The organism is Citrobacter sp. ABFQG (genome assembly GCF_004322975.1).
GTDB classification, from domain to species: domain Bacteria; phylum Pseudomonadota; class Gammaproteobacteria; order Enterobacterales; family Enterobacteriaceae; genus Citrobacter; species Citrobacter freundii.
Genome location: NZ_CP036435.1, coordinates 135,257 through 157,452, shown reverse-complemented (window position 1 = coordinate 157,452; position 22,196 = coordinate 135,257). Strand labels below are relative to the sequence as shown.

At 51.9% G+C, this 22,196-nt stretch carries 27 protein-coding genes; 14 read left to right on the top strand and 13 right to left on the bottom strand.

Features of this window, described 5'->3' with window-relative positions:
* The first annotated feature begins 531 nt into the window (after window positions 1–531).
* The 4 genes from WN16_RS00785 to mtgA all read left to right on the top strand — a co-directional run bounded on the left by WN16_RS00785 (window position 532) and on the right by mtgA (window position 5,592).
* Entirely contained in the window at window positions 532–1,461 is a 930-nt protein-coding gene (locus WN16_RS00785) for a TIGR01212 family radical SAM protein (RefSeq protein ID WP_003839924.1), read from the top strand.
* Between the two features lie 195 nt (window positions 1,462–1,656).
* Complete coding sequence (gene arcB, locus WN16_RS00780; RefSeq protein WP_003025089.1) at window positions 1,657–3,993, top strand: aerobic respiration two-component sensor histidine kinase ArcB; 2,337 nt, start codon at window positions 1,657–1,659, stop codon at window positions 3,991–3,993.
* Window positions 3,994–4,222: 229 nt separating this feature from the next.
* Entirely contained in the window at window positions 4,223–4,876 is a 654-nt protein-coding gene (gene elbB, locus WN16_RS00775; RefSeq protein WP_003839926.1) for an isoprenoid biosynthesis glyoxalase ElbB, read from the top strand.
* Window positions 4,873–5,592, top strand: coding sequence for a monofunctional biosynthetic peptidoglycan transglycosylase (gene mtgA / locus WN16_RS00770; protein ID WP_003025087.1), 720 nt, complete (start codon window positions 4,873–4,875; stop codon window positions 5,590–5,592). The genes elbB and mtgA overlap by 4 nt, the downstream gene beginning before the upstream one ends.
* 130 nt (window positions 5,593–5,722) lie before the next feature.
* On the opposite strand, the gene npr is transcribed toward mtgA, so the two are convergent.
* The 11 genes from npr to WN16_RS00715 all read right to left on the bottom strand — a co-directional run bounded on the left by npr (window position 5,723) and on the right by WN16_RS00715 (window position 13,642).
* A complete protein-coding gene (gene npr, locus WN16_RS00765; RefSeq protein WP_003025086.1) occupies window positions 5,723–5,995 on the bottom strand; it encodes a PTS phosphocarrier protein NPr in 273 nt (90 codons plus the stop codon).
* Window positions 5,992–6,846: an RNase adapter RapZ gene (gene rapZ, locus WN16_RS00760; RefSeq protein WP_044701328.1), complete on the bottom strand. Its 855-nt coding sequence runs from the start codon at window positions 6,844–6,846 to the stop codon at window positions 5,992–5,994. The genes npr and rapZ overlap by 4 nt, the downstream gene beginning before the upstream one ends.
* 45 nt (window positions 6,847–6,891) lie before the next feature.
* The gene (gene ptsN / locus WN16_RS00755; protein ID WP_003025083.1) at window positions 6,892–7,383 is read right to left on the bottom strand and encodes a PTS IIA-like nitrogen regulatory protein PtsN; all 492 of its coding nucleotides are present in this window, start codon (window positions 7,381–7,383) and stop codon (window positions 6,892–6,894) included.
* An 83-nt stretch (window positions 7,384–7,466) separates the two neighbouring features.
* Window positions 7,467–7,754, bottom strand: coding sequence for a ribosome hibernation promoting factor (gene hpf / locus WN16_RS00750; protein ID WP_003025078.1), 288 nt, complete (start codon window positions 7,752–7,754; stop codon window positions 7,467–7,469).
* A 22-nt stretch (window positions 7,755–7,776) separates the two neighbouring features.
* Entirely contained in the window at window positions 7,777–9,210 is a 1,434-nt protein-coding gene (gene rpoN, locus WN16_RS00745; RefSeq protein ID WP_003025074.1) for an RNA polymerase factor sigma-54, read from the bottom strand.
* A gap of 46 nt (window positions 9,211–9,256) precedes the next feature.
* Window positions 9,257–9,982, bottom strand: a complete 726-nt coding sequence (lptB, locus tag WN16_RS00740) for an LPS export ABC transporter ATP-binding protein (RefSeq protein WP_003025073.1) — start codon at window positions 9,980–9,982, stop codon at window positions 9,257–9,259.
* 6 nt (window positions 9,983–9,988) lie between these two features.
* Window positions 9,989–10,537, bottom strand: a complete 549-nt coding sequence (lptA, locus tag WN16_RS00735) for a lipopolysaccharide ABC transporter substrate-binding protein LptA (RefSeq protein ID WP_003025070.1) — start codon at window positions 10,535–10,537, stop codon at window positions 9,989–9,991.
* Window positions 10,506–11,081 carry an LPS export ABC transporter periplasmic protein LptC gene (gene lptC / locus WN16_RS00730; protein ID WP_003025068.1) on the bottom strand — a complete coding sequence of 192 codons (576 nt, stop codon included), beginning with the start codon at window positions 11,079–11,081 and terminating at the stop codon, window positions 10,506–10,508. The genes lptA and lptC overlap by 32 nt, the downstream gene beginning before the upstream one ends.
* Window positions 11,078–11,644, bottom strand: a complete 567-nt coding sequence (gene kdsC, locus WN16_RS00725; RefSeq protein WP_044701327.1) for a 3-deoxy-manno-octulosonate-8-phosphatase KdsC — start codon at window positions 11,642–11,644, stop codon at window positions 11,078–11,080. Before kdsC ends, lptC begins: the two co-directional genes overlap by 4 nt.
* 20 nt (window positions 11,645–11,664) lie before the next feature.
* The gene (kdsD, locus tag WN16_RS00720; RefSeq protein ID WP_044701326.1) at window positions 11,665–12,651 is read right to left on the bottom strand and encodes an arabinose-5-phosphate isomerase KdsD; all 987 of its coding nucleotides are present in this window, start codon (window positions 12,649–12,651) and stop codon (window positions 11,665–11,667) included.
* A 13-nt stretch (window positions 12,652–12,664) separates the two neighbouring features.
* Entirely contained in the window at window positions 12,665–13,642 is a 978-nt protein-coding gene (locus WN16_RS00715; RefSeq protein ID WP_003839941.1) for a calcium/sodium antiporter, read from the bottom strand.
* Window positions 13,643–13,857: 215 nt separating this feature from the next.
* Between WN16_RS00715 and mlaF the strand changes: the two genes are divergently transcribed.
* From mlaF to murA, 7 genes are all read left to right on the top strand, one after another.
* The gene (mlaF, locus tag WN16_RS00710; RefSeq protein WP_003025057.1) at window positions 13,858–14,658 is read left to right on the top strand and encodes a phospholipid ABC transporter ATP-binding protein MlaF; all 801 of its coding nucleotides are present in this window, start codon (window positions 13,858–13,860) and stop codon (window positions 14,656–14,658) included.
* Between the two features lie 19 nt (window positions 14,659–14,677).
* Window positions 14,678–15,460 (top strand): lipid asymmetry maintenance ABC transporter permease subunit MlaE, encoded by a 783-nt coding sequence (gene mlaE / locus WN16_RS00705; RefSeq protein ID WP_003025053.1) that lies wholly within the window; start codon window positions 14,678–14,680, stop codon window positions 15,458–15,460.
* A 4-nt stretch (window positions 15,461–15,464) separates the two neighbouring features.
* Complete coding sequence (gene mlaD, locus WN16_RS00700) at window positions 15,465–16,022, top strand: outer membrane lipid asymmetry maintenance protein MlaD (protein WP_003025050.1); 558 nt, start codon at window positions 15,465–15,467, stop codon at window positions 16,020–16,022.
* Between the two features lie 18 nt (window positions 16,023–16,040).
* On the top strand, window positions 16,041–16,676 hold the full coding sequence (gene mlaC, locus WN16_RS00695; RefSeq protein ID WP_003025047.1) for a phospholipid-binding protein MlaC: 636 nt from the start codon (window positions 16,041–16,043) through the stop codon (window positions 16,674–16,676).
* Complete coding sequence (gene mlaB, locus WN16_RS00690; RefSeq protein WP_003025045.1) at window positions 16,676–16,969, top strand: lipid asymmetry maintenance protein MlaB; 294 nt, start codon at window positions 16,676–16,678, stop codon at window positions 16,967–16,969. The genes mlaC and mlaB overlap by 1 nt, the downstream gene beginning before the upstream one ends.
* 169 nt (window positions 16,970–17,138) lie before the next feature.
* Window positions 17,139–17,393: a BolA family iron metabolism protein IbaG gene (gene ibaG, locus WN16_RS00685; protein WP_003025040.1), complete on the top strand. Its 255-nt coding sequence runs from the start codon at window positions 17,139–17,141 to the stop codon at window positions 17,391–17,393.
* Between the two features lie 53 nt (window positions 17,394–17,446).
* Window positions 17,447–18,706: a UDP-N-acetylglucosamine 1-carboxyvinyltransferase gene (gene murA / locus WN16_RS00680; protein ID WP_003839949.1), complete on the top strand. Its 1,260-nt coding sequence runs from the start codon at window positions 17,447–17,449 to the stop codon at window positions 18,704–18,706.
* A gap of 56 nt (window positions 18,707–18,762) precedes the next feature.
* On the opposite strand, the gene sfsB is transcribed toward murA, so the two are convergent.
* Together sfsB and ispB are read right to left on the bottom strand one after the other, a co-directional pair.
* Window positions 18,763–19,047, bottom strand: coding sequence for a DNA-binding transcriptional regulator SfsB (gene sfsB, locus WN16_RS00675; protein WP_003839952.1), 285 nt, complete (start codon window positions 19,045–19,047; stop codon window positions 18,763–18,765).
* A gap of 223 nt (window positions 19,048–19,270) precedes the next feature.
* A complete protein-coding gene (gene ispB / locus WN16_RS00670) occupies window positions 19,271–20,242 on the bottom strand; it encodes an octaprenyl diphosphate synthase (protein WP_003025033.1) in 972 nt (323 codons plus the stop codon).
* Window positions 20,243–20,500: 258 nt separating this feature from the next.
* On the opposite strand from ispB, the gene rplU reads away from it, so the two are divergent.
* The 3 genes from rplU (at window position 20,501) to WN16_RS00655 (ending at window position 22,182) form a co-directional block, all read left to right on the top strand.
* A complete protein-coding gene (gene rplU, locus WN16_RS00665; RefSeq protein WP_003025032.1) occupies window positions 20,501–20,812 on the top strand; it encodes a 50S ribosomal protein L21 in 312 nt (103 codons plus the stop codon).
* A 19-nt stretch (window positions 20,813–20,831) separates the two neighbouring features.
* The gene (gene rpmA / locus WN16_RS00660; RefSeq protein WP_003025030.1) at window positions 20,832–21,089 is read left to right on the top strand and encodes a 50S ribosomal protein L27; all 258 of its coding nucleotides are present in this window, start codon (window positions 20,832–20,834) and stop codon (window positions 21,087–21,089) included.
* 127 nt (window positions 21,090–21,216) lie between these two features.
* The gene (locus WN16_RS00655) at window positions 21,217–22,182 is read left to right on the top strand and encodes a DMT family transporter (RefSeq protein WP_003844844.1); all 966 of its coding nucleotides are present in this window, start codon (window positions 21,217–21,219) and stop codon (window positions 22,180–22,182) included.
* Window positions 22,183–22,196: the final 14 nt, after the last annotated feature.

Here is a 22,196-nt window from a genome sequence, read left to right as displayed (position 1 = left end):
GCTTCAGAGGGAATCTCAATTACTGCATAAATATGATGAGCAGACTGCTCATCCAGAAAGCTTCCAGCGGATTTCCAAGTTATCGGGAATCCACACACAGGTCAAATGGCAATCTTATTTATGCAAAAATGTGCTATAGGGCAATTAACTTTATGAAAATATTGAAATAAAAGGATTTTTTACATTGATTTAACCTAAGGGGAATCCCCCAGGAAGTGTGATCTGTCTCACTGTCAGAAAGGCTGGATATCCCTCGTCCTCCCTTTATTTATCGAGATGACTGGCATTTTATGCTGGTTTTTAGAGTTCAGGCGTCTTAAAGATACTGTTTTTACGCTGAGAGTATAAGAAGATAAAAAAAACCGCTGAATATAAGGAAAAGTAATTAAATTTTGAGTGAATGAAATTTCAATTATTTTGATTTGTTATGCAATAAATAAAGGCTCGCCAGGGCGATTGATCCAGGTCATCGCCGACTGGGGCAAAAAATGGCAGGCTTTGGCCTCTTTTCAAGGCGCGGTCTACCAGATTATGCAGTTACAGAAATTAGTCAATATGTTTGGTGGGGATCTTTCTCGCCGTTATGGGCAAAAGGTTCATAAACTCACGCTGCACGGCGGCTTTAGCTGTCCAAATCGTGATGGCACCATCGGACGTGGCGGATGTACTTTCTGTAATGTCGCCTCGTTTGCCGATGAAACTCAGCAGCATCATTCCATTGCCGAGCAGCTTGAGCATCAGGCGCAATTGGTCAATCGCGCCAGACGCTATCTGGCCTATTTCCAGGCCTATACCAGCACCTTTGCTGAAGTACAGGTGCTGCGGTCGATGTATCAGCAGGCGGTCAGCCAGGCCAGTATCGTCGGGTTATGCGTTGGGACGCGCCCCGACTGCGTGCCGGATGCGGTACTCGATCTGCTTTGCGAGTATAAAGACCTGGGTTATGAGGTATGGCTGGAACTTGGTCTGCAAACCGCACATGACAAAACCCTGCACCGTATTAACCGCGGTCATGATTTTGCCTGCTACCAGAACACCACGCGACTGGCGCGTGAACGCGGGCTGAAAGTCTGTTCGCACCTGATTGTCGGTCTGCCGGGAGAAGGGCAGGCAGAATGCCTACAAACCATGGAGCGTGTGGTGGAGACGGGTGTCGACGGTATTAAGCTGCATCCGCTGCATATTGTGAAAGGCAGTACGATGGCGAAAGCCTGGGAAGCCGGGCGGCTGAACGGAATTGAACTGGACGATTATACGGTTACCGCCGGGGAGATGATCCGCCATACGCCGCCAGAGGTGATTTATCATCGCATTTCCGCCAGCGCGCGTCGCCCAACGCTGTTAGCACCGCTATGGTGTGAAAATCGCTGGACTGGGATGGTTGAACTGGATAAGTACCTTAACGAGCACGGCGTGCAAGGCTCGGCGCTGGGTACGCCATGGGTGCAGCCGGGGATCTAACCCTCCGTAGGCCGGATAAGGTAAAGCCGACATCCGGCAATCTGCGCCTGCTTGCCTGATGGCGCTTCGCTTATTAGGCCTACGATTAACCTTCTACGGTCATTTCACTGATAACCTCCGCATTTCTTGCACATTCTCAAACGTCACGCCAAGAATTGAGTATTATTGTGCCAAGTTGTCGTGAAGGAACCCTCTATGAAGCAAATCCGTATGCTGGCGCAATATTACGTCGACCTAATGATGAAGTTGGGTCTGGTGCGCTTTTCGCTGCTGTTGGCGCTGGCTCTGGTCGTGTTGGCAATTGTGGTGCAGATGGCTGTCACCATGGTGCTGCATGGCCAGGTAGAAAGCATTGATGTTATCCGTTCTATCTTTTTTGGTCTGTTAATTACCCCTTGGGCTGTCTATTTCCTGTCAGTGGTGGTGGAGCAACTGGAAGAGTCCCGGCAACGCCTGTCACGACTGGTACAAAAGCTGGAAGAGATGCGCGAGCGCGATCTCAAGCTCAATGTGCAATTGAAAGATAATATAGCCCAGCTCAATCAGGAAATTGTTGAGCGCGAAAAAGCCGAAGCGGAGCGCCAGGAAACGTTCGAGCAACTGAAGGTTGAAATCAAAGAGCGCGAAGAAGCGCAGATCCAGCTCGAGCAACAGTCTTCCTTTTTACGCTCTTTCCTTGATGCCTCGCCGGATCTGGTTTTTTATCGCAATGAAGATAAAGAATTTTCCGGCTGTAACCGTGCCATGGAACTGCTGACTGGCAAAAGCGAAAAGCAGCTGGTGAACTTAAAACCGGCTGACGTTTACTCTCCTGAAGCGGCTGAAAAGGTAATTGAAACCGACGAGAAGGTATTCCGTCATAACGTCTCACTCACCTACGAACAGTGGCTGGACTACCCGGACGGGCGCAAAGCCTGCTTTGAAATTCGTAAAGTGCCGTACTATGACCGCGTAGGTAAGCGACATGGCCTGATGGGTTTTGGGCGCGATATTACCGAGCGTAAGCGCTATCAGGACGCGCTTGAACGTGCCAGCCGTGATAAGACCACCTTCATTTCCACCATCAGCCACGAGCTGCGCACTCCGCTTAACGGCATTGTCGGCTTAAGCCGGATCCTGTTGGATACAGACCTGACCGCTGAGCAGGAAAAATACCTGAAAACCATCCATGTCTCTGCCGTGACGCTGGGGAATATTTTCAACGATATCATAGATATGGATAAGATGGAGCGACGTAAAGTCCAGCTCGATAACCAGCCTGTTGATTTCACCAGCTTTATGGCGGATCTGGAAAACCTTTCTGGCCTGCAGGCGCAGCAAAAAGGGCTGCGTTTTGTACTTGAGCCAACGTTACCGCTACCGCATAAGGTCATTACCGACGGCACGCGTTTGCGCCAGATTCTGTGGAATCTGATCAGCAACGCCGTGAAGTTCACTCAGCAGGGACAGGTGACCGTGCGGGCGCGCTATGACCAAGGCGATATGCTGCATTTCGAGGTTGAAGATTCTGGGATCGGCATTCCGCAGGATGAGCAGGATAAAATCTTCGCCATGTATTATCAGGTGAAGGACAGCAACGGCGGTAAACCGGCCACAGGAACCGGGATTGGTTTGGCCGTGTCGAAGCGTCTGGCGAAAAATATGGGCGGCGATATTACGGTTTCCAGCCAGGCAGGTAAAGGCTCCATCTTTACGCTGACCGTACATGCGCCTGCGGTAGCGGAAGAGATTGAAGACGCCTTTGAAGACGATGACATGCCGCTGCCAGCCCTGAATGTGCTGCTGGTGGAAGACATTGAACTAAACGTTATTGTTGCGCGTTCCGTGCTGGAAAAATTAGGCAACAGCGTGGATGTCGCGATGACCGGGAAAGCCGCGCTGGAAATGTTTACGCCGGGTGAATATGACCTGGTGCTGCTGGATATTCAGCTACCGGATATGACCGGTCTGGATATCTCGCGGGAGCTCACGCAAAAATACGCTCGTGAGGACCTTCCGCCGCTAGTTGCACTCACCGCCAACGTACTGAAAGATAAAAAAGAGTATTTGGACGCGGGGATGGATGACGTGCTGAGTAAGCCGCTGTCGGTTCCGGCGCTAACCGCCATGATCAAAAAATACTGGGATACCAGAAACGAAGAGGAGAGCACTGTGACATCTGAAGAAAGCAGTAAATCGCAAGCGCTGTTAGATATTCCTATGTTGGAACAATACCTCGAGCTGGTGGGACCGAAGTTAATTACCGACGGGCTGGCGGTGTTTGAGAAGATGATGCCGGGATATTTGAGCGTGCTGGAGTCAAACTTGACCGCACGGGATAAAAAAGGCGTGGTTGAGGAAGGTCATAAAATTAAAGGCGCAGCAGGTTCAGTGGGGCTGCGTCACCTGCAACAGTTAGGTCAGCAAATCCAGTCGCCGGACCTTCCCGCCTGGGAAGATAACGTTGCTGAATGGATTGAAGAGATGAAGCAGGAGTGGCAGCACGACGTGGCGGTATTAAAAGCCTGGGTGGCGAGCGTGGAAAAAAAATGACCCCGGCTTGACCGGGGTGCGCGAATACTGCGCCAACACCAGGGAAATCGTGGCTGCGCCGTAAATTATTATCATTGTTTACAAGGGCGCAGCCCTAATTTTCAGGCCGCACGCAGTTAAGATAGCAAATCTTAAATAATTTGTTACATGAATCAGTTAAATGTGTGAAGCGTAGCATTTAAATCATAATAACTAATATGTTTCAGCCAGTTGAGAAAGGAGTATCACGATGAAAAAAGTGGGTGTAGTGCTCAGCGGATGCGGCGTGTATGACGGTGCAGAGATCCATGAAACTGTTCTCACGCTTCTGGCCATTGCCCGCAACGGCGCTCAGGCCGTCTGCTTTGCTCCGGATAAACAGCAAGCGGATGTGATTAATCATCTAACCGGCGAGCCGATGCTGGAAACGCGTAATGTACTGATTGAAGCCGCACGTATAACACGCGGTGAAATTCGCCCGCTCGCTCAGGCAGTCTCAGCGGAACTGGATGCGTTGATCGTGCCGGGCGGGTTTGGTGCGGCCAAAAATCTGAGCAATTTTGCCAGTCAGGGCAGCGAATGCCGGGTTGACAGCGATTTAGCCGCGCTGGCGGTGGCTATGCATCAGGCGGGTAAGCCGCTGGGATTTATGTGCATTGCGCCCGCTATGTTACCTAAAATTTTTGATTTCCCGCTGCGTCTGACCATTGGTACTGATATCGATACGGCAGAGGTGCTGGAAGAGATGGGCGCTGAGCATGTGCCTTGTCCGGTTGATGACATTGTCGTCGATGAAGACAATAAAATCGTCACCACGCCCGCCTATATGCTGGCGCAGGATATCGCTCAGGCTGCGAGTGGCATCGATAAACTGGTATCGCGTGTGCTGGTGCTGGCTGAATGAGAACAGGAGTTACCGCCTTTCTGCGACGTATCTTTCTGCGGGCGGTCATTGTCCTCGGCGTATTCTGGGGCGGGGGCATCGCACTTTTCAGCGTGATGCCTGTGCCTTTCTCGGCGGTGATGGTTGAACGGCAACTGGGCGCATGGCTGTCCGGTGATTTTGGTTATGTGGCGCACTCAGACTGGGTGAGTATGGACGAGATCTCACCGTGGATGGGACTGGCCGTCATTGCCGCGGAGGACCAGAAGTTTCCCGAGCACTGGGGATTCGATGTCTCCGCCATAGAGAAAGCGCTGGCGCACAATGAACGCAATGAAAACCGTATTCGCGGGGCGTCGACGTTATCGCAACAGACGGCGAAAAACCTCTTTCTGTGGGATGGACGTAGCTGGGTACGTAAAGGTCTTGAAGCCGGGCTAACGCTGGGTATGGAAACCGTCTGGAGCAAGAAACGTATTCTGACCGTTTACCTGAATATCGCTGAGTTTGGCGATGGGGTTTTCGGCGTGGAGGCGGCGGCGCAGCGCTATTTCCATAAACCTGCCAGTCGGTTGAGTCTGTCTGAAGCGGCCTTGCTGGCGGCGGTATTACCTAATCCTTTGCGTTTTAAAGCGAATGCGCCTTCTGGTTATGTGCGTAGCCGCCAGGCGTGGATCATGCGTCAAATGCGCCAGTTAGGCGGTGAGTCGTTTATGCGGGAAAATAAGTTGTATTAGTCGCTACTGTCGCTGTTTTTGTTGGCCTGATTTAAGTGCAGCGCATCAGGCACAATACGACACAATGGCATTGCCGGATGCGGCGTAAACGCCTTATCTGGCCTACTGGCTACGTGTTAAAACCACTTGACTAATCTTCATCAAAACCTGAATTAAACAGGGCAACCACTGCGGCAAGGGCTTCAACTTCCTGTGGACCCGTGGCTTCAACTTCTATCTGACGCCCTTTGGCGGAATCCAGCATCAGCAGAGCGATAACGCTGTTGGCCTCAGCTTCCGTTCCTTCATCATTACGCAGCAACACTTCTGCTTCGAAGCCCTGCATCAATTCAAACAGTTTCATGGCTGGGCGGGCATGCATACCCAGCTTATTCGTGATTTCAACGGTTTGCTTCACGGTCATGATTTACGTTTTTCCAGCGTACGATGGCGTGACTGCACGTTTTTACCGCGTGAGCGGAAGTAGTCTGCCAGCTGCTCTGCAATATACACCGAACGGTGCTTCCCGCCGGTACAACCGATGGCTACGGTGAGATAGCTGCGGTTGTTGGTCTCCAGCATGGGTAACCATAGCTCAAGATAGCTGCGCGTCTGGTAGATAAAATTGTGTACTTCTGTGTGCCTGTCGAGGAACGCGGCGACGGGGCGGTCAAGACCGGTCATTGGGCGCAGCTTCGGATCCCAGTGCGGGTTAGGCAGGAAGCGCACGTCAAAGACGTAATCCGCATCAATCGGGATACCGTGTTTGAAACCAAAGGATTCGAAAACCATCGTCAATTCACGTTCACGTTTGCCCAACAGTCGGGTACGCAACATTTCCGCCAGTTCGTGCACGGACATTTCGGAGGTATCAACGATCAGGTCAGCGCGAGAGCGCAAAGGCTCAAGCAAATCGCTTTCCTTATCAATAGCGCTTTCCAGAGACAAGTTCTTGCTGGAGAGTGGGTGCAGGCGACGCGTGTCACTGTAACGACGAATCAGCGTGTTACGGTCAGCATCAAGGAACAGCAGTTGTGGTGAGAAGCCTTCAGGCAGATTGTTCATTGCCTGCTCGAAAATCTCCGGGGACTCAGGCATGTTGCGCACATCAATGCTGACGGCCGCAGAAATCTGGCGTTCGGCCAGAGTACGAGCCAGATCGGGCAACAGCACTACGGGAAGGTTATCCACGCAGTAAAAACCCATATCTTCCAGCGCACGCAGAGCGACAGATTTACCTGACCCTGAACGGCCGCTGACGATCATCAGTACCATGTACTGTTTCTCCTCACAACGACAAAAAAGGATGCCATTGGGTTGTTATGCTTCATCCTGTCCACCTTCGGTGTCCGTGATGATTTGATACAACTCCTGGTCACTCTGTGCGGCGCGCAGACGACGACAGATGGTTTTATCCGCCAGACGTTTTGCGACCAGTGACAACGTATGCAAATGCGTCTTGGTTTGGTCCGCCGGAACCAGCAGGGCGAACAGCAGATCGACTGGCTGATTATCAATAGCGTCGAAGGCGATAGGCGTTTCAAGTTGCACAAACACACCAACCGCGCGCATCGTGTCTTCTTCCAGCTTTCCATGCGGGATAGCAATACCATTACCGATGCCGGTACTGCCCATTTTTTCACGCGTCAGAATGGCCTCAAATACCACCTGAGAAGGCAAGCTGAGCTGTTTTGCCGCCAGTTCACTGATGATTTCCAGTGCGCGTTTCTTGCTTTGGCAGTGAACACCTGCGCGTGTACATTCCTGGTTAAGAACAGTGCTCAGTTGTAGAGTCGTATCGTTATTTGTCATAATTTCACCTAAGCGCTAACTGTACAAATGGCCCGTTGTGCTACACAACAGGCCGTCCTGCACCCGCTAACTGCCCGGACAAGTTAGTGCTGTTTCAGTTTATCTTTATGTTTTGTTAACTGCCGAGCCAGTTTATCAATTAAACCGTCAATGGCGGCGTACATATCCTGACCTTCCGCGCTGGCATGAATTTCGCCACCGTTCACATGCAGCGTTGCATCCGAGATATGTGTAACCTTCTCCACTTTCAACACAATATAGACCTGATTAATCCGGTCGAAATATTGTTCAAGCTTGGCAAATTTTGTATTAACAAAATCGCGCAGGGCTTCAGTGATTTCGACGTTGTTTCCAGTGATGTTGAGCTGCATAGTGTCTTCCTTATCGGTTGGGTCAGACCAGCTGTTTGCGCTGGTTAGACGGCGGAATGGATAAAGACTCTCGGTACTTCGCAACGGTGCGGCGTGCCACCATGATACCCTGTTCTGACAGCATAGAGGTTAACTTGCTGTCACTCAGTGGTTTCGCGGGGTTTTCCGCAGCAATTAATTTCTTCACCAGCGCACGGATCGCCGTGGATGAGGCTTCGCCTCCACCTTCAGTGTTAACGTGACTGGAAAAGAAATACTTCAATTCAAAAATGCCGCGCGGACTGTGCAGATACTTTTGCGTGGTCACACGGGAAATGGTCGATTCGTGCATCTCGACGGCCTGGGCGATATCCGCCAGCACCATCGGTTTCATAAACTCTTCACCTTGCTCAAAGAAGGCTTGCTGTTGCTCCACGATGCAGCGACTTACGCGCAGCAGTGTATCATTGCGGCTTTCCAGGCTTTTAATCAGCCACTTCGCATCCTGTAGATTGCTACGGATAAACTGACTGTCGGCATCGTTGCGCGCGCTATTGCACATAGCGGCGTAGTGCTGGTTAATCTGCAGTCGTGGGATGCTGTCGCTGTTGAGTTCGACCACCCAGCGATCGTTATGCTTACGCACCAGCACATCCGGAATAACGTATTCTGGTTCGCCAGTCTGGATCGACTGCCCAGGCCTTGGATCCAGTGACTGAATAAGATTGACGGCTTCTTTTAGCACGTCTTCTTTTAGTCGGGTCACGCGCATCAGCGTGCGGAAGTCATGGTTGGCTAACAGATCGAGATGATCGCTGATGATCAGGCGCGCTTCTTCCAGCCACGGTGTGGCTTTATCAAACTGCGAAAGTTGGATCAGTAAGCAGTCGCGGAGATCTTTAGCGGCCACGCCTACGGGATCAAAGCGCTGAACGCGTTTAAGCACGGCTTCGATTTCGTCCATACCGACGTCGTCATCGCCCATGCTTTCGAGAATATCGTCCAGGGTCACGGTGAGATAACCGGTTTCGTCTACCGCATCCACAATGGATGTCGCAATGGCGCGATCGGTATCCGAGAACGGGGTCAGTTCCACTTGCCACATCAGGTAATCCTGTAGTGATTGCGTGGTCTCACCTTGATACACAGGCAGCTCGTCGTCGATGTAATCTCCGCTGGTGCCCGAAGGCGTCCCGGCGGTATAAATTTCATCCCAACTGGCATCGAGTGGCAGCTCCTCAGGCATCTCTTTTTGTTCGAGAGCATCAGCGGTGTCGAGGGTTTCGCTGTCCTGTTTTTCCTGGGTATCAATTTCGTCGTGAAGATCGGTTTGCTCGAGCAGTGGGTTACTTTCCAGCGCTTGCTGAAGTTCTTGCTGAAGTTCCAGCGTGGACAGCTGCAACAGACGGATAGCCTGTTGTAGCTGAGGCGTCATCGCCAGTTGTTGGCTAAGCCTGAGTTGCAAACCTTGCTTCATGTTCAGAGTTGTTTTCTCCTGCGGTGACGTGAAGTCTTCTACCCTATCAGAGTCTGAAGTCTTCCCCAAGGTATACGCGCTTAACGTGCTCATCCTGCAGTATTTCTGTTGGCGTGCCGTGCGCGATCAGGTGCCCCTGACTCACGATATAGGCGCGCTCACACACTGCCAGCGTTTCGCGGACGTTATGGTCGGTAATCAGCACGCCAAGGCCGCTGTCGCGCAGGTGTTCGATGATCCGTTTGATATCAATAACGGAAATCGGGTCAACACCGGCAAATGGTTCATCCAGCAGGATAAATTTCGGATTAGCGGCCAGTGCGCGGGCGATCTCCACGCGGCGTCGTTCACCACCGGAGAGCGACTGCCCCATACTGTCACGCAGGTGCTCGATGTGGAATTCTTCCATCAGCTCGTTGGCGCGATCTTCCCGCTGCTCGCTGGTCAGATCGTCACGAATTTGCAGTACCGCCATCAGGTTATCAAACACGCTCAGGCGACGGAAAATCGATGCTTCCTGCGGTAAGTAGCCGATGCCGCGACGCGCGCGCGCATGCAGAGGCAGCAGGCTGATGTCTTCGTCATCAATGATAATGTTACCCGCATCGCGCGGGACAATGCCGACCACCATGTAAAAGGTTGTTGTCTTGCCTGCACCGTTAGGACCGAGCAGACCGACGATCTCCCCGGAGTTGACGGTCAGACTGACATCTTCCACCACACGACGGCCTTTATAGGCTTTTGCAAGGTTCTTTGCAGTTAATGTTGCCATAACGAATCAGTTACCTTTTTTCTCTGCCGGAGCCTTGTTTTTGTCCTGCAACTGCGACGGAACCAGAACGGTGGTGACGCGTTTGCCTTTATCGCTGAAGGCCTGCATTTTCTGCTCTTTTACCAGATAGGTGATCTTATCGCCCGTGATGTTGCTATCGAGCTGTTCCAGATACGCCTTGCCGGTTAGCACGACAAAGTCTTTCGCCAGTTCATAGTGCATCTGCGAGGCGCGGCCTTTAACCGGTTTACCGTTGTCCTGCATCTGGTAAAACGTCGCTGGATTGCCATAGCCGTCAATCACTTCTTTGCCGTCTTCGCCGCCAGGACGGGTCACGACGACTTTATCGGCGTTAATTTTGATGGTGCCCTGAGTCACAATCACGTTGCCAGTAAACGTTACCACGTTGCCCTGCATATCCAGGGACTGCTGGTCCGACTCAATGTGAATCGGCTGCTCGGTATCGCCGGTGACGGCAAATGCCGGAATGCTGGCGGCCAGAAGTGAGCTGGCAAGTACAAGATTAAGGCTGAGTTTGTTTGTTTTGGATTTCATATGAGGTTCTAACCTTTTCAATCAGCTCGGCGTTCTTGCTGCGTAAGTTGCCGCGCATCTTCAGTCCGCTGGAGTTAAATGTTGTGCCATACAACGTTACCAGATCATCGGAAGTGACATCTTGTGTCACCAGGTTAATCTGCGCGTTATCGGTCGTAATTCTGCGTAGTTGAGAGTCAGGCACCAGGGCGTTAACCTCAACATGGCCGTACAGATACAGCATCCGATCGTTGGTCAATTTGGCTTTATCGGCCTTGATTGTCCAGGTCGGTACTTTATCCTTATCAAATGTGGTTAATACTGGTTGAGTAAACCATGAAACCGCTTGTTCCGAATAATATTCAACGTGTTGTGCGATCAAGTGATAGCTCAGCGCGCCTTCCGGACTATACACGACGGTATCAGTATGTTCGCTCTTATAGGTTGGCTCGTTGTTATTGACGACGACCTGAGCGGTGTCCTCTTTGTCTGCCAGATTAATACCAATCATCACAAGGACAGCCAGCGACAGTAGAATGATAACCCAACGTCTGGTTTTGCTCATATCGATTGCCCTTTGGCCTCGTCCAGTTTGCCCTGCGCCAGGAGTAATAAATCGCAGACTTCACGCACAGCGCCACGTCCCCCATTAATACGGGTGACATAATCGGCCCGTGGGATCAGCAAAGGGTGGGCATCTGCCACCGCGACGCTCAATCCCACTTGTGCCATCACCGGCCAGTCGATCAGGTCATCGCCAACGTAGGCGACATTCTCCGGTGCGATCGCCAGTTTGCTAAGGAGATCGCCAAAGGCAATCAGTTTGTCTGACTGCCCCTGATACAGGTGGGTGATCCCCAAAGTGGCACAGCGATCTTCTACAAGTTTAGCCTTTCGTCCGGTAATAATGGCAACCTCAATACCGGAAGTGAGCGCACAGCGAATTCCGTAACCATCGCGGACGTTAAAAGCCTTCAGCTCTTCACCGTTGTTGCCCATATAAATCAGACCATCAGACAGTACGCCATCCACATCCAGGATCAGCAAACGGATGTTTTCTGCCCGGGTGATAACGTCTGCGCTGACGGGTCCATAACAGGTCGCAAGCGACGCACCTGCTTTACTCATTTTCGTTATCCTTGAGTTTCTTACACTACACCTGCACGTAGCAGATCATGCATATGTAACACACCGAGTAACTGGTCGCCATCAGCAACCATTACCGAGGTGATATGGCGGGACTGCATTAAGTTCAGGGCATCGACGGCAAGAATACCCGGACGCACGCGAATGCCTCCAGGGGTCATCACATCGGCAATGCCTAACTGGCGTACATCAACGCCCATATCGAAGACACGACGTAAATCACCATCGGTGAAAATACCGTCAATCTTCATGGCATCATCGCAAATGACGGTCATGCCGAGATTTTTACGCGTGATCTCAATTAAGGCGTCACGCAGGCTGGCGTTTTTGGTTACATGCGGGATCTCGTCGCCCGTATGCATAATATCGTTAACGCGCAGTAAAAGCTTACGGCCCAGTGCCCCACCGGGATGAGACAACGCAAAATCTTCCGCGGTAAAGCCGCGCGCTTTTAATAATGCCACCGCAAGGGCATCGCCCATCACCAGTGTTGCTGTCGTGCTGCTGGTCGGCGCCAGGCCTAACGGACAAGCTTCCTTGGGCACTTTAACACACAGATGCACATCTGCTGCACGCGCCATACTGCTTTCCGGACGACCGGTCATGCAGATAAGCGGTACATGAAGACGTTTTAATACCGGGATCAGCGCCGCTATCTCATTGGATTCACCGGAGTTAGAGATGGCGATGACCACATCCTGCGGCGAGACCATACCCAGATCGCCATGTGCAGCTTCGCCTGGGTGTACAAAAAATGAGGGGGTGCCGGTGCTGGCAAATGTGGCTGCTATTTTCCGCCCAATATGGCCGGATTTCCCCATTCCCATCACCACGACTTTGCCCGGGCAACTGAATATTTTCTCGCATGCGAGGGTAAAATTTTGGTTGATGTACTGATCAAGCTCCGCCAGGCCTTCACGTTCAATTGCCAGGACTTCCTTGCCTGCTTGCTGAAAGTCAAAACCCGGTTGCAACTCTAAGTGCGACATAATGCGTTTCCAGTTATCCAACGAGAAGTGGCGATAACCAATACAGCATCGCCAGCCATATGATAAAACCGCCGGTCAGCAGCGCGCCCGCGCCGCGACCAATCTGGCGCGGACGTCGCCAGCAGAGTAATGCAAAAATAACGCTCACCAGCAGCATGACGCTGTAGTCCCGGACGAAGGCCATAGGATTGACTTCGCCCGGCGTAATCAGCGCCGGTAGCCCGAGGACGATAACAATATTAAAAATGTTCGCGCCGATAATGTTACCGACGGCAATATCGTTTTCACCTTTACGCAGACCCGCAATCGCCGTTGCCAGTTCCGGCAGGCTGGTACCAATGGCGACCACCGTCAACCCGATGGTGAGTTCGCTCATGGCGAAATAGTTCGCCAGTACGGTAGCGTTATCTACCACCATACGCGTAGCCATAGGCATAATAATCAGCGCAATACCCAACCACAAAAATGCGACGGGTAACCCGCCTTCGCGCGGCAGCTCAGCTATCTGCTCGCGTGTCAGGCTGTCATTGCCTTGTCGCTCGGCCAGACGGGCGATTTTAACAATGAATAGCAGCCATAGCACGGCCAGGAGCAGAAGAAAGAAACCGTCGCTGCGGCTCAACTGCCCGTCATACAGGACGGATGCAGCTAAAATACTTACCAGCAACATTAGCGGTAATTCACGACGCAGAACATCAGAATGCACGGTAAAAGGATGAATCAGCGCCGACAGGCCTAAAATAAGCAGAATGTTGGTGATGTTAGAACCTATGGCGGTCCCGACAGCCAGATCGAGTTGCCCATTCATCGATGCGGCAACGGAGACAATGATCTCGGGTAACGACGTACCAATGCTGACCACGGTCATTCCGATGATAATGGGGGGAATACCGACGTTTCGACATAAAATGGATGCGGCAAATACCAGACGGTCGGCACCGTAGACCACCAGAAGTAAACCAATTATTAACAGCGCCGTCGCTAAAAGCATCTAAAGTCCTTTCTTCAGGTATACTCGCCGGTCCTCTTGAAGGATCTTCTGGAAGCCGTAACGAAGTCTTAATTTTGACTTTATGCGGCTAAAAAGTAAAACAAATGCCAGCTTTCGCTAACCAGGACAGGCAATAATCTGTAAATATGTTGAGTTCAGGGCTAAATTGAGCGCCAAACTCTTCGATCAACAAGGCAATAGTAAAGGATGAATCAATGGGGCAGTCTGTGGCGAATCTAGTCGATATGCGCGATGTCAGCTTTTCCCGGGGTGACCGCTGCATCTTTGATAATATTTCCCTGACGGTACCGCGCGGTAAAGTGACGGCAATCATGGGGCCATCAGGCATCGGCAAAACGACGCTGTTGCGTCTGATTGGCGGACAGATCTCACCGGATAAGGGCGAGATTCTGTTTGATGGTGAGAACGTCCCGGCCATGTCCCGTTCGCGTTTATTTACCGTGCGTAAGCGCATGAGTATGCTGTTTCAGTCAGGTGCGCTATTTACCGACATGAATGTGTTTGACAACGTTGCGTACCCTCTGCGCGAGCATACGACGTTGCCAGCGCCGTTGCTGAAGAGCACGGTGATGATGAAGCTCGAAGCCGTCGGTCTGCGGGGTGCGGCCAAATTAATGCCTTCTGAATTATCCGGCGGGATGGCGCGCCGCGCTGCGTTAGCGCGTGCTATCGCGCTGGAGCCTGACCTCATTATGTTTGATGAGCCGTTCGTCGGTCAGGATCCCATCACCATGGGCGTGCTGGTGAAGTTGATTTCAGAACTGAACAGTGCGCTGGGTGTCACCTGTGTGGTGGTATCCCATGATGTGCCTGAAGTACTGAGTATTGCGGATTACGCCTATATAATGGCGGACAAAAAAATAGTGGCCTACGGTAGTGCTCAGGCACTACAAGAAAATGCCGATCCGCGCGTACGCCAGTTCCTTGACGGCATTGCCGATGGACCGGTTCCGTTCCGTTACCCGGCGGGTGACTACCATATCGATTTACTCTAAACAGGGAGTTAAGCCACCCATGTTGTTAAATGCGCTGGCATCACTCGGACATCGAGGAATAAAAACCCTCAGGACGTTCGGGCGAGCCGGATTAATGTTGTTCAATGCGGTTGTCGGCAAACCGGAGTTTCGCAAACATGCGCCGCTGCTGATACGCCAGCTTTATAATGTCGGTGTCTTATCGATGCTGATCATTATTGTGTCAGGCGTATTCATCGGTATGGTGTTGGGATTGCAGGGATACCTGGTGCTGACGACCTACAGTGCGGAAACCAGCCTCGGTATGCTGGTGGCACTGTCATTGTTACGTGAGCTGGGGCCGGTTGTTGCGGCGCTGCTGTTTGCCGGGCGAGCCGGATCGGCCTTAACCGCAGAGATTGGTCTGATGAGAGCGACCGAGCAGCTTTCCAGCCTGGAAATGATGGCCGTCGATCCACTGCGCCGGGTGATCTCTCCGCGTTTTTGGGCCGGTGTCATTTCATTGCCGCTGCTAACGATTATATTTGTCGCCGTGGGGATCTGGGGTGGTTCACTGGTTGGCGTAAGCTGGAAGGGTATTGATGCGGGCTTTTTCTGGTCGGCTATGCAAAATGCCGTCGACTGGCGTCTGGACCTGGTCAACTGTCTGATTAAGAGCGTGGTGTTCGCCATTACGGTCACCTGGATTGCATTGTTCAATGGTTATGATGCGATCCCGACCTCTGCCGGGATTAGCCGGGCAACGACACGCACCGTTGTGCACGCCTCTCTTGCCGTTCTGGGGCTGGATTTTGTGCTGACCGCACTGATGTTTGGGAATTGAGTTCATGCAAACGAAAAAAAATGAAATTTGGGTCGGGTTATTCCTGCTGGTTGCGCTGCTGGCTGCGCTGTTTGTCTGCCTGAAGGCGGCGAACGTTACCTCAATGCGTACTGAGCCGACTTACACGATTTATGCGACCTTTGATAATATCGGCGGCCTGAGAGAGCGTTCTCCGGTGCGGATTGGCGGGGTGGTAGTTGGACGCGTATCGGACATCTCGTTAGATCCGAAAACGTACCTGCCGCGCGTGACGCTGGAAATCGAATCGCGTTTTAACCATATCCCTGACACCAGTTCTCTGAGCATCCGTACTTCCGGTCTGCTGGGCGAACAGTATCTGGCATTGAACGTGGGTTTTGAAGATCCTGAGCTGGGAACGTCTATCCTCAAAGATGGCGGTACGATTCAGGACACGAAATCCGCGATGGTGCTGGAAGATATGATTGGTCAGTTCCTTTACAACAGCAACAGCAAAGGTGATGACAATAAGAATTCTGGCGATGCGCCAGCCGCAACTGAAGGCAATAATGAAGCCACTACGCCTGCGGGCGCAACGAAATAATATCAGGAGAATCGACGTATGTTTAAACGATTGATGATGGTGGCTATGCTGGTGATTGCTCCACTTAGCGCGGCAACCGCAGCAGACCAGACTAACCCGTACAAACTGATGGATGAGGCGGCGCAAAAGACCTTTGACCGTCTGAAAAACGAGCAACCAAAAATCCGTTCCAACCCCGATTACCTGCGTCAGGTCGTCGATCAGGAACTGCTGCCTTATGTGCAGGTTAAGTATGCCGGTGCGCTGGTGCTGGGCCGTTACTACAAAGATGCGACTCCTGCCCAACGTGAAGCCTATTTTGCTGCATTCCGTGAATATCTGAAGCAGGCTTACGGCCAGGCACTGGCGATGTACCACGGCCAGACTTATCAGATTGCCCCTGAGCAGCCGTTGGGTGATGCGACCATCGTACCTATCCGCGTAACCATCATCGATCCAAACGGTCGTCCTCCGGTACGTCTGGATTTCCAGTGGCGTAAAAACTCCCAGACCGGTAACTGGCAGGCGTATGACATGATCGCCGAAGGCGTAAGTATGATCACCACCAAACAAAATGAGTGGAGCGACCTGCTGCGTACCAAAGGTATTGATGGCCTGACGGCACAGCTGAAATCTATTTCTCAGCAGAAAATCACTCTGGAAGAGAAAAAATAATGACGCAGTCACTCACCTGGACGCGCGAAGGCGACAAGCTGGTGCTGGTGGGAGAACTGGATCAGGACGTGTTAAATCCCTTATGGGATGCGCGAATTGAGGCGATGAAAGGGGTATCCTGCATCGATCTGAACCAGGTATCCCGGGTAGATACCGGCGGTCTGGCGTTACTGTTGCATCTGATTAATCAAGGCAAGCAGCAGGGAAACAGCGTTTCGCTCACTGGTGTTAACGATAAAGTGTACACGCTGGCGCAGCTTTACAATTTGCCTGACGACGTCCTTCCGCGTTAATTTTTCCAGGCCGGATAAGGTCTTGTGCCGCTATCCGGCAAAACCCCTGAGGGGGATCTGCCACTAAAGCCTTGTCTGATTTATCAGCGAGGCTTTTTGCTTATTTATGACAGCGCCACTTTGCTCTAAGATGTTGGGCTGTTTTCACTATCTGACGAATGAAGAGCCCATGGAAAATAATGAAATTCAGAGCGTGCTGATGAATGCACTCTCCCTCCAGGAAGTCCACGTTTCTGGCGACGGCAGTCACTTTCAGGTTATTGCCGTGGGTGAGATGTTTGAAGGCATGAGCCGGGTCAAGAAGCAGCAATCGGTCTATGGCCCGTTGATGGAGTACATTGCGGACAACCGCATTCATGCCGTGTCGATTAAGGCGTTTACCCCAGCGGAATGGGCGCGCGATCGCAAACTTAACGGTTTTTGAGCTACGGGTGATGTGCCGGTAGCGAAGATAAATTCTAAACAGAGAACAGAATAATGGATAAATTTCGTGTTCAGGGGCCAACCAAGCTCCAGGGCGAAGTCACAATTTCAGGCGCTAAAAACGCCGCACTGCCGATCCTGTTTGCGGCGCTGCTGGCTGAAGAACCTGTAGAGATCCAAAACGTCCCGAAACTGAAGGACGTTGACACATCAATGAAGCTGTTGAGCCAGTTGGGTGCGAAAGTTGAGCGTAATGGTTCCGTGCACATTGATGCGCGTGATGTGAACGTCTTCTGTGCGCCGTACGATCTGGTGAAAACCATGCGTGCATCCATTTGGGCGCTCGGGCCGCTGGTTGCCCGCTTTGGTCAGGGCCAGGTTTCGCTGCCGGGCGGCTGCACCATCGGCGCGCGTCCGGTGGACCTGCACATTACCGGTCTGGAGCAGTTAGGCGCGACTATCAAGCTGGAAGAAGGCTATGTGAAAGCGTCCGTTGATGGCCGTCTGAAAGGCGCGCATATTGTCATGGACAAAGTGAGCGTCGGTGCGACTGTCACCATCATGTGTGCAGCAACGCTTGCCGAAGGCACCACCATCATCGAAAACGCTGCGCGCGAGCCGGAGATTGTGGATACCGCGAACTTCCTGATTGCGCTGGGCGCGAAGATCACTGGCCAGGGCACCGATCGTATTACGATCGAAGGCGTTGAGCGTCTCGGCGGCGGTGTGTATCGCGTTCTGCCAGACCGCATCGAAACCGGTACCTTCCTGGTGGCGGCGGCAATTTCTCGTGGCAAAATTATCTGCCGTAATGCACAACCGGACACACTGGATGCCGTTCTGGCGAAACTGCGTGATGCGGGTGCGGATATCGAAGTCGGCGACGACTGGATCAGCCTTGATATGCACGGCAAACGTCCGAAAGCGGTTAATGTGCGTACTGCGCCGCATCCGGCGTTCCCTACCGATATGCAGGCCCAGTTCACGCTGCTGAACCTGGTGGCAGAAGGGACCGGCTTCATCACGGAAACCGTGTTTGAGAACCGCTTTATGCACGTGCCTGAGCTGAGCCGTATGGGCGCTCACGCAGAAATCGAAAGCAATACCGTGATTTGCCACGGCGTGGAAACACTCTCAGGCGCACAGGTTATGGCGACCGATCTGCGTGCATCTGCAAGTTTAGTGCTGGCAGGTTGTATTGCTGAAGGTACAACAGTGGTCGATCGTATTTATCACATCGATCGCGGCTATGAGCGCATCGAAGATAAACTGCGTGCGCTGGGCGCAAACATTGAGCGCGTGAAAGGCGAGTAATCGTCAACGTCTCTTGTAACCCCCAGTTCAGTTGGCCGGGGGTTACAGCTCAATGTTCATTCCGGATTCTTTTTCTCTCTGCGACTCCTCATCATCCGCGTTCTGTCGATGAACTCATGCGTTTTGGCATCGTGATAGCGTGACGGCCAAATCACCCAGGGATCAGTTCCCAGTGCCCGGGCGATAATCAACTCACCTTTTGGCCATGGTCTCGTTAACGCATTTGCCAGCGTTGATGAACTCAATCCATTTTTACGTGATTCAGCGGCCATTGAGGTCCCTTTCTTGCGCAGTCCGGCGATGATGTCGGCCGGATGCCAGTCAATCAGCTTGTTTTCCATAAATTCATCTCTCCTTTGGTTAACGACTTACGGTTCCACGATCGGTTGTGGCGACACTATAACGCCCGAAGAACGAATGTTCTAAAATGTTCATGTAAAGTGTCTGTATATTCAGAATATGCCAAGGTTCTGCGTGATTATCCGGAGGAGAGTGGGGGGGGGTACTAGAACTTATAAAAAAATCCCGTGCAGAGCACGGGATGAGGGAGGATGCTGTAGGGAATTAACGGTCGCGCTGTACGGCGATATGTGCCAGACCAATCAGCGCTTCTCTCCACGGCGTATCAGGCAGCACCTGCAACGCAGCGATGGCCTTATCTGCCTCTTCTTCTGCACGTTGGCGCGTCCACTCCAGGGAACCACAGGCGTTCATCGCTTCAAGAACCGGCTCCAGAAGGTGACGACCATTACCTTGCTCAATGGCCTGGCGGATCATTTGCGCTTGTTCTGGAGTACCGTGGCGCATGGCATGCAGCAGCGGCAGCGTAGGTTTACCCTCGTTGAGGTCATCACCGACGTTTTTACCCAACTGCTCGCCATCTGCGCTGTAATCCAGCAAATCGTCAATTAACTGGAAAGCTGTGCCGAGATAACGGCCATAATCCTGCAACCCTTTTTCTTGTTCTTCGCTACAGCCAGCCAGAATGCCTGAACATTGGGCTGCCGCTTCAAACAACCGCGCCGTCTTACTGTAGATGACGCGCATATAGTTTTCTTCGGTGATGTCTGGGTCGTTGACGTTCATCAGCTGCAAGACTTCACCTTCGGCGATGACGTTGACTGCTTTCGACATGACTTCCAGCACTTTCAACGAGCCAAGGCTAGTCATCATCTGAAATGCGCGGGTATAGATAAAATCGCCAACCAGCACGCTGGCCGCATTACCAAACGCCGCATTTGCCGTAGCTTTCCCACGGCGCATGTCTGACTCATCCACAACATCATCGTGCAGCAGGGTCGCTGTGTGGATAAACTCGATGAGGGCCGCAATCGTAACGTGCGCATTTTCCTGGTAACCAACGGCCCGCGCTGCGAGGACGGCGATCATTGGGCGAATGCGTTTTCCGCCACCGCTAACGATGTAGTACCCCAGTTGATTGATCAACTGAACGTCAGAATTGAGCTGTTCAAGGATTGTCGCATTGACCCCCGCCATATCTTGCGCGGTTAACTCATTGATTTTTTCTAAATTCATCGCAAAAGCCGGGCTTCTCGCCCCGATTACCTTACTGTATGAGAAGGTAACGTCGGGTTTAGGGTTATAAATATATGCTGATTGTACTGAAAAAACGCCGTAGATAAACGTTACCGTACGTGTTGTGTTTTTTTTCTTCATGTATTGACGGTAGCACTTGTCAAAGGCTCGCGTTTTGCGTAATATTCGCGCCCTATTGTGAATATTTATAGCGCACTCTGAATCATCAAAAAGGTGTGCGCGGAAGCGGAGTTTTTTATGTACGCGGTTTTCCAAAGTGGTGGTAAACAACACCGAGTAAGCGAAGGTCAGACCGTTCGCCTGGAAAAGCTGGACATCGCAACTGGCGAATCTGTTGAATTCGCAGAAGTTCTGATGATCGCAAACGGTGAAGAAGTCAAAATCGGCGTTCCTTTCGTTGATGGCGGCGTTATCAAAGCTGAAGTTGTTGCTCACGGTCGTGGCGAGAAAGTTAAAATTGTTAAGTTTCGTCGTCGTAAACACTACCGTAAGCAGCAGGGCCATCGTCAGTGGTTCACTGATGTGAAAATCACTGGCATCAGCGCTTAAGTTAAGGGGAGCAGATTAAATGGCACATAAAAAGGCTGGCGGCTCGACTCGTAACGGTCGCGATTCAGAAGCTAAACGTCTGGGCGTAAAACGCTTCGGCGGTGAAACAGTTCTGGCTGGTAGCATCATCGTTCGTCAACGTGGTACTAAATTCCACGCTGGCTCTAACGTTGGTTGCGGCAAAGACCACACTCTGTTTGCTAAAGCAGACGGTAAAGTGAAATTTGAAGTGAAAGGCCCGAAAAACCGTAAATTCATCAGCATCGTTGCTGAATAAGTTTTTCGCGTCCCGGTAACGGATAAAAGCCCCGCAACACGTTGCGGGGCTTTTTACATTCGACGGCCGGTAAATACGCTCGTCACGCCGTGACAACCCGGAAACGAGCCCTTGCAGGGAATACGGCATGAAGCAACAGGCAGGCATTGGTATTCTGTTAGCACTCACAACGGCAGTATGTTGGGGGGCTTTGCCAATAGCAATGAAGCAAGTGCTGGAGGTGATGGAGCCTCCTACCGTGGTGTTCTACCGTTTTTTAATGGCAAGCGTTGGCCTTGGCGCTATTCTTGCGGTTAAAAAAAAGCTCCCTCCATTGCGTATTTTTCGCAAAGCGCGTTGGCTGGTGTTGCTGGCTATCGCAACCGGTGGGCTGTTCGGTAACTTCATTCTGTTTAGTTCATCCTTGCAGTATTTGAGCCCAACGGCTTCGCAGGTTATCGGTCAGCTGTCACCGGTTGGTATGATGATCGCCAGCGTCTTTATCCTCAAAGAAAAGATGCGTGGCACGCAAGTGATTGGCGCCATTATGCTTCTGAGCGGCCTGGTCCTGTTTTTTAATACCAGTCTGATCGAAATTTTTACCCGACTCACCGATTACACCTGGGGCGTTATCTTTGGTGTCGGTGCGGCGATGGTTTGGGTGAGCTATGGGGTCGCGCAAAAGGTGTTATTGCGCCGCCTGGCATCACCGCAGATCCTGTTTTTACTGTACACTTTATGTACGATTGCGTTGTTGCCGCTGGCTAAACCCGGTGTCATCACGCAGCTCAGCGACTGGCAACTGGCATGCCTGGTATTCTGCGGCCTGAATACGCTGGTAGGATACGGCGCTCTTGCGGAAGCGATGGCGCGTTGGCAGGCGGCGCAGGTGAGCGCTATTATCACGCTCACACCGCTGTTTACGTTGTTATTTTCAGATTTATTATCACTGGCCTGGCCCGATTTCTTCGCCAGACCGATGCTAAACCTATTAGGTTATCTCGGTGCGTTTATCGTGGTTGCGGGCGCGATGTATTCCGCCATTGGTCATCGAATTTGGGGCGGTTTACGTAAGCATGAAACGGTGGTTTCGCAACCCCGCTCAGGCGAATGATTTACGGAGAGTAA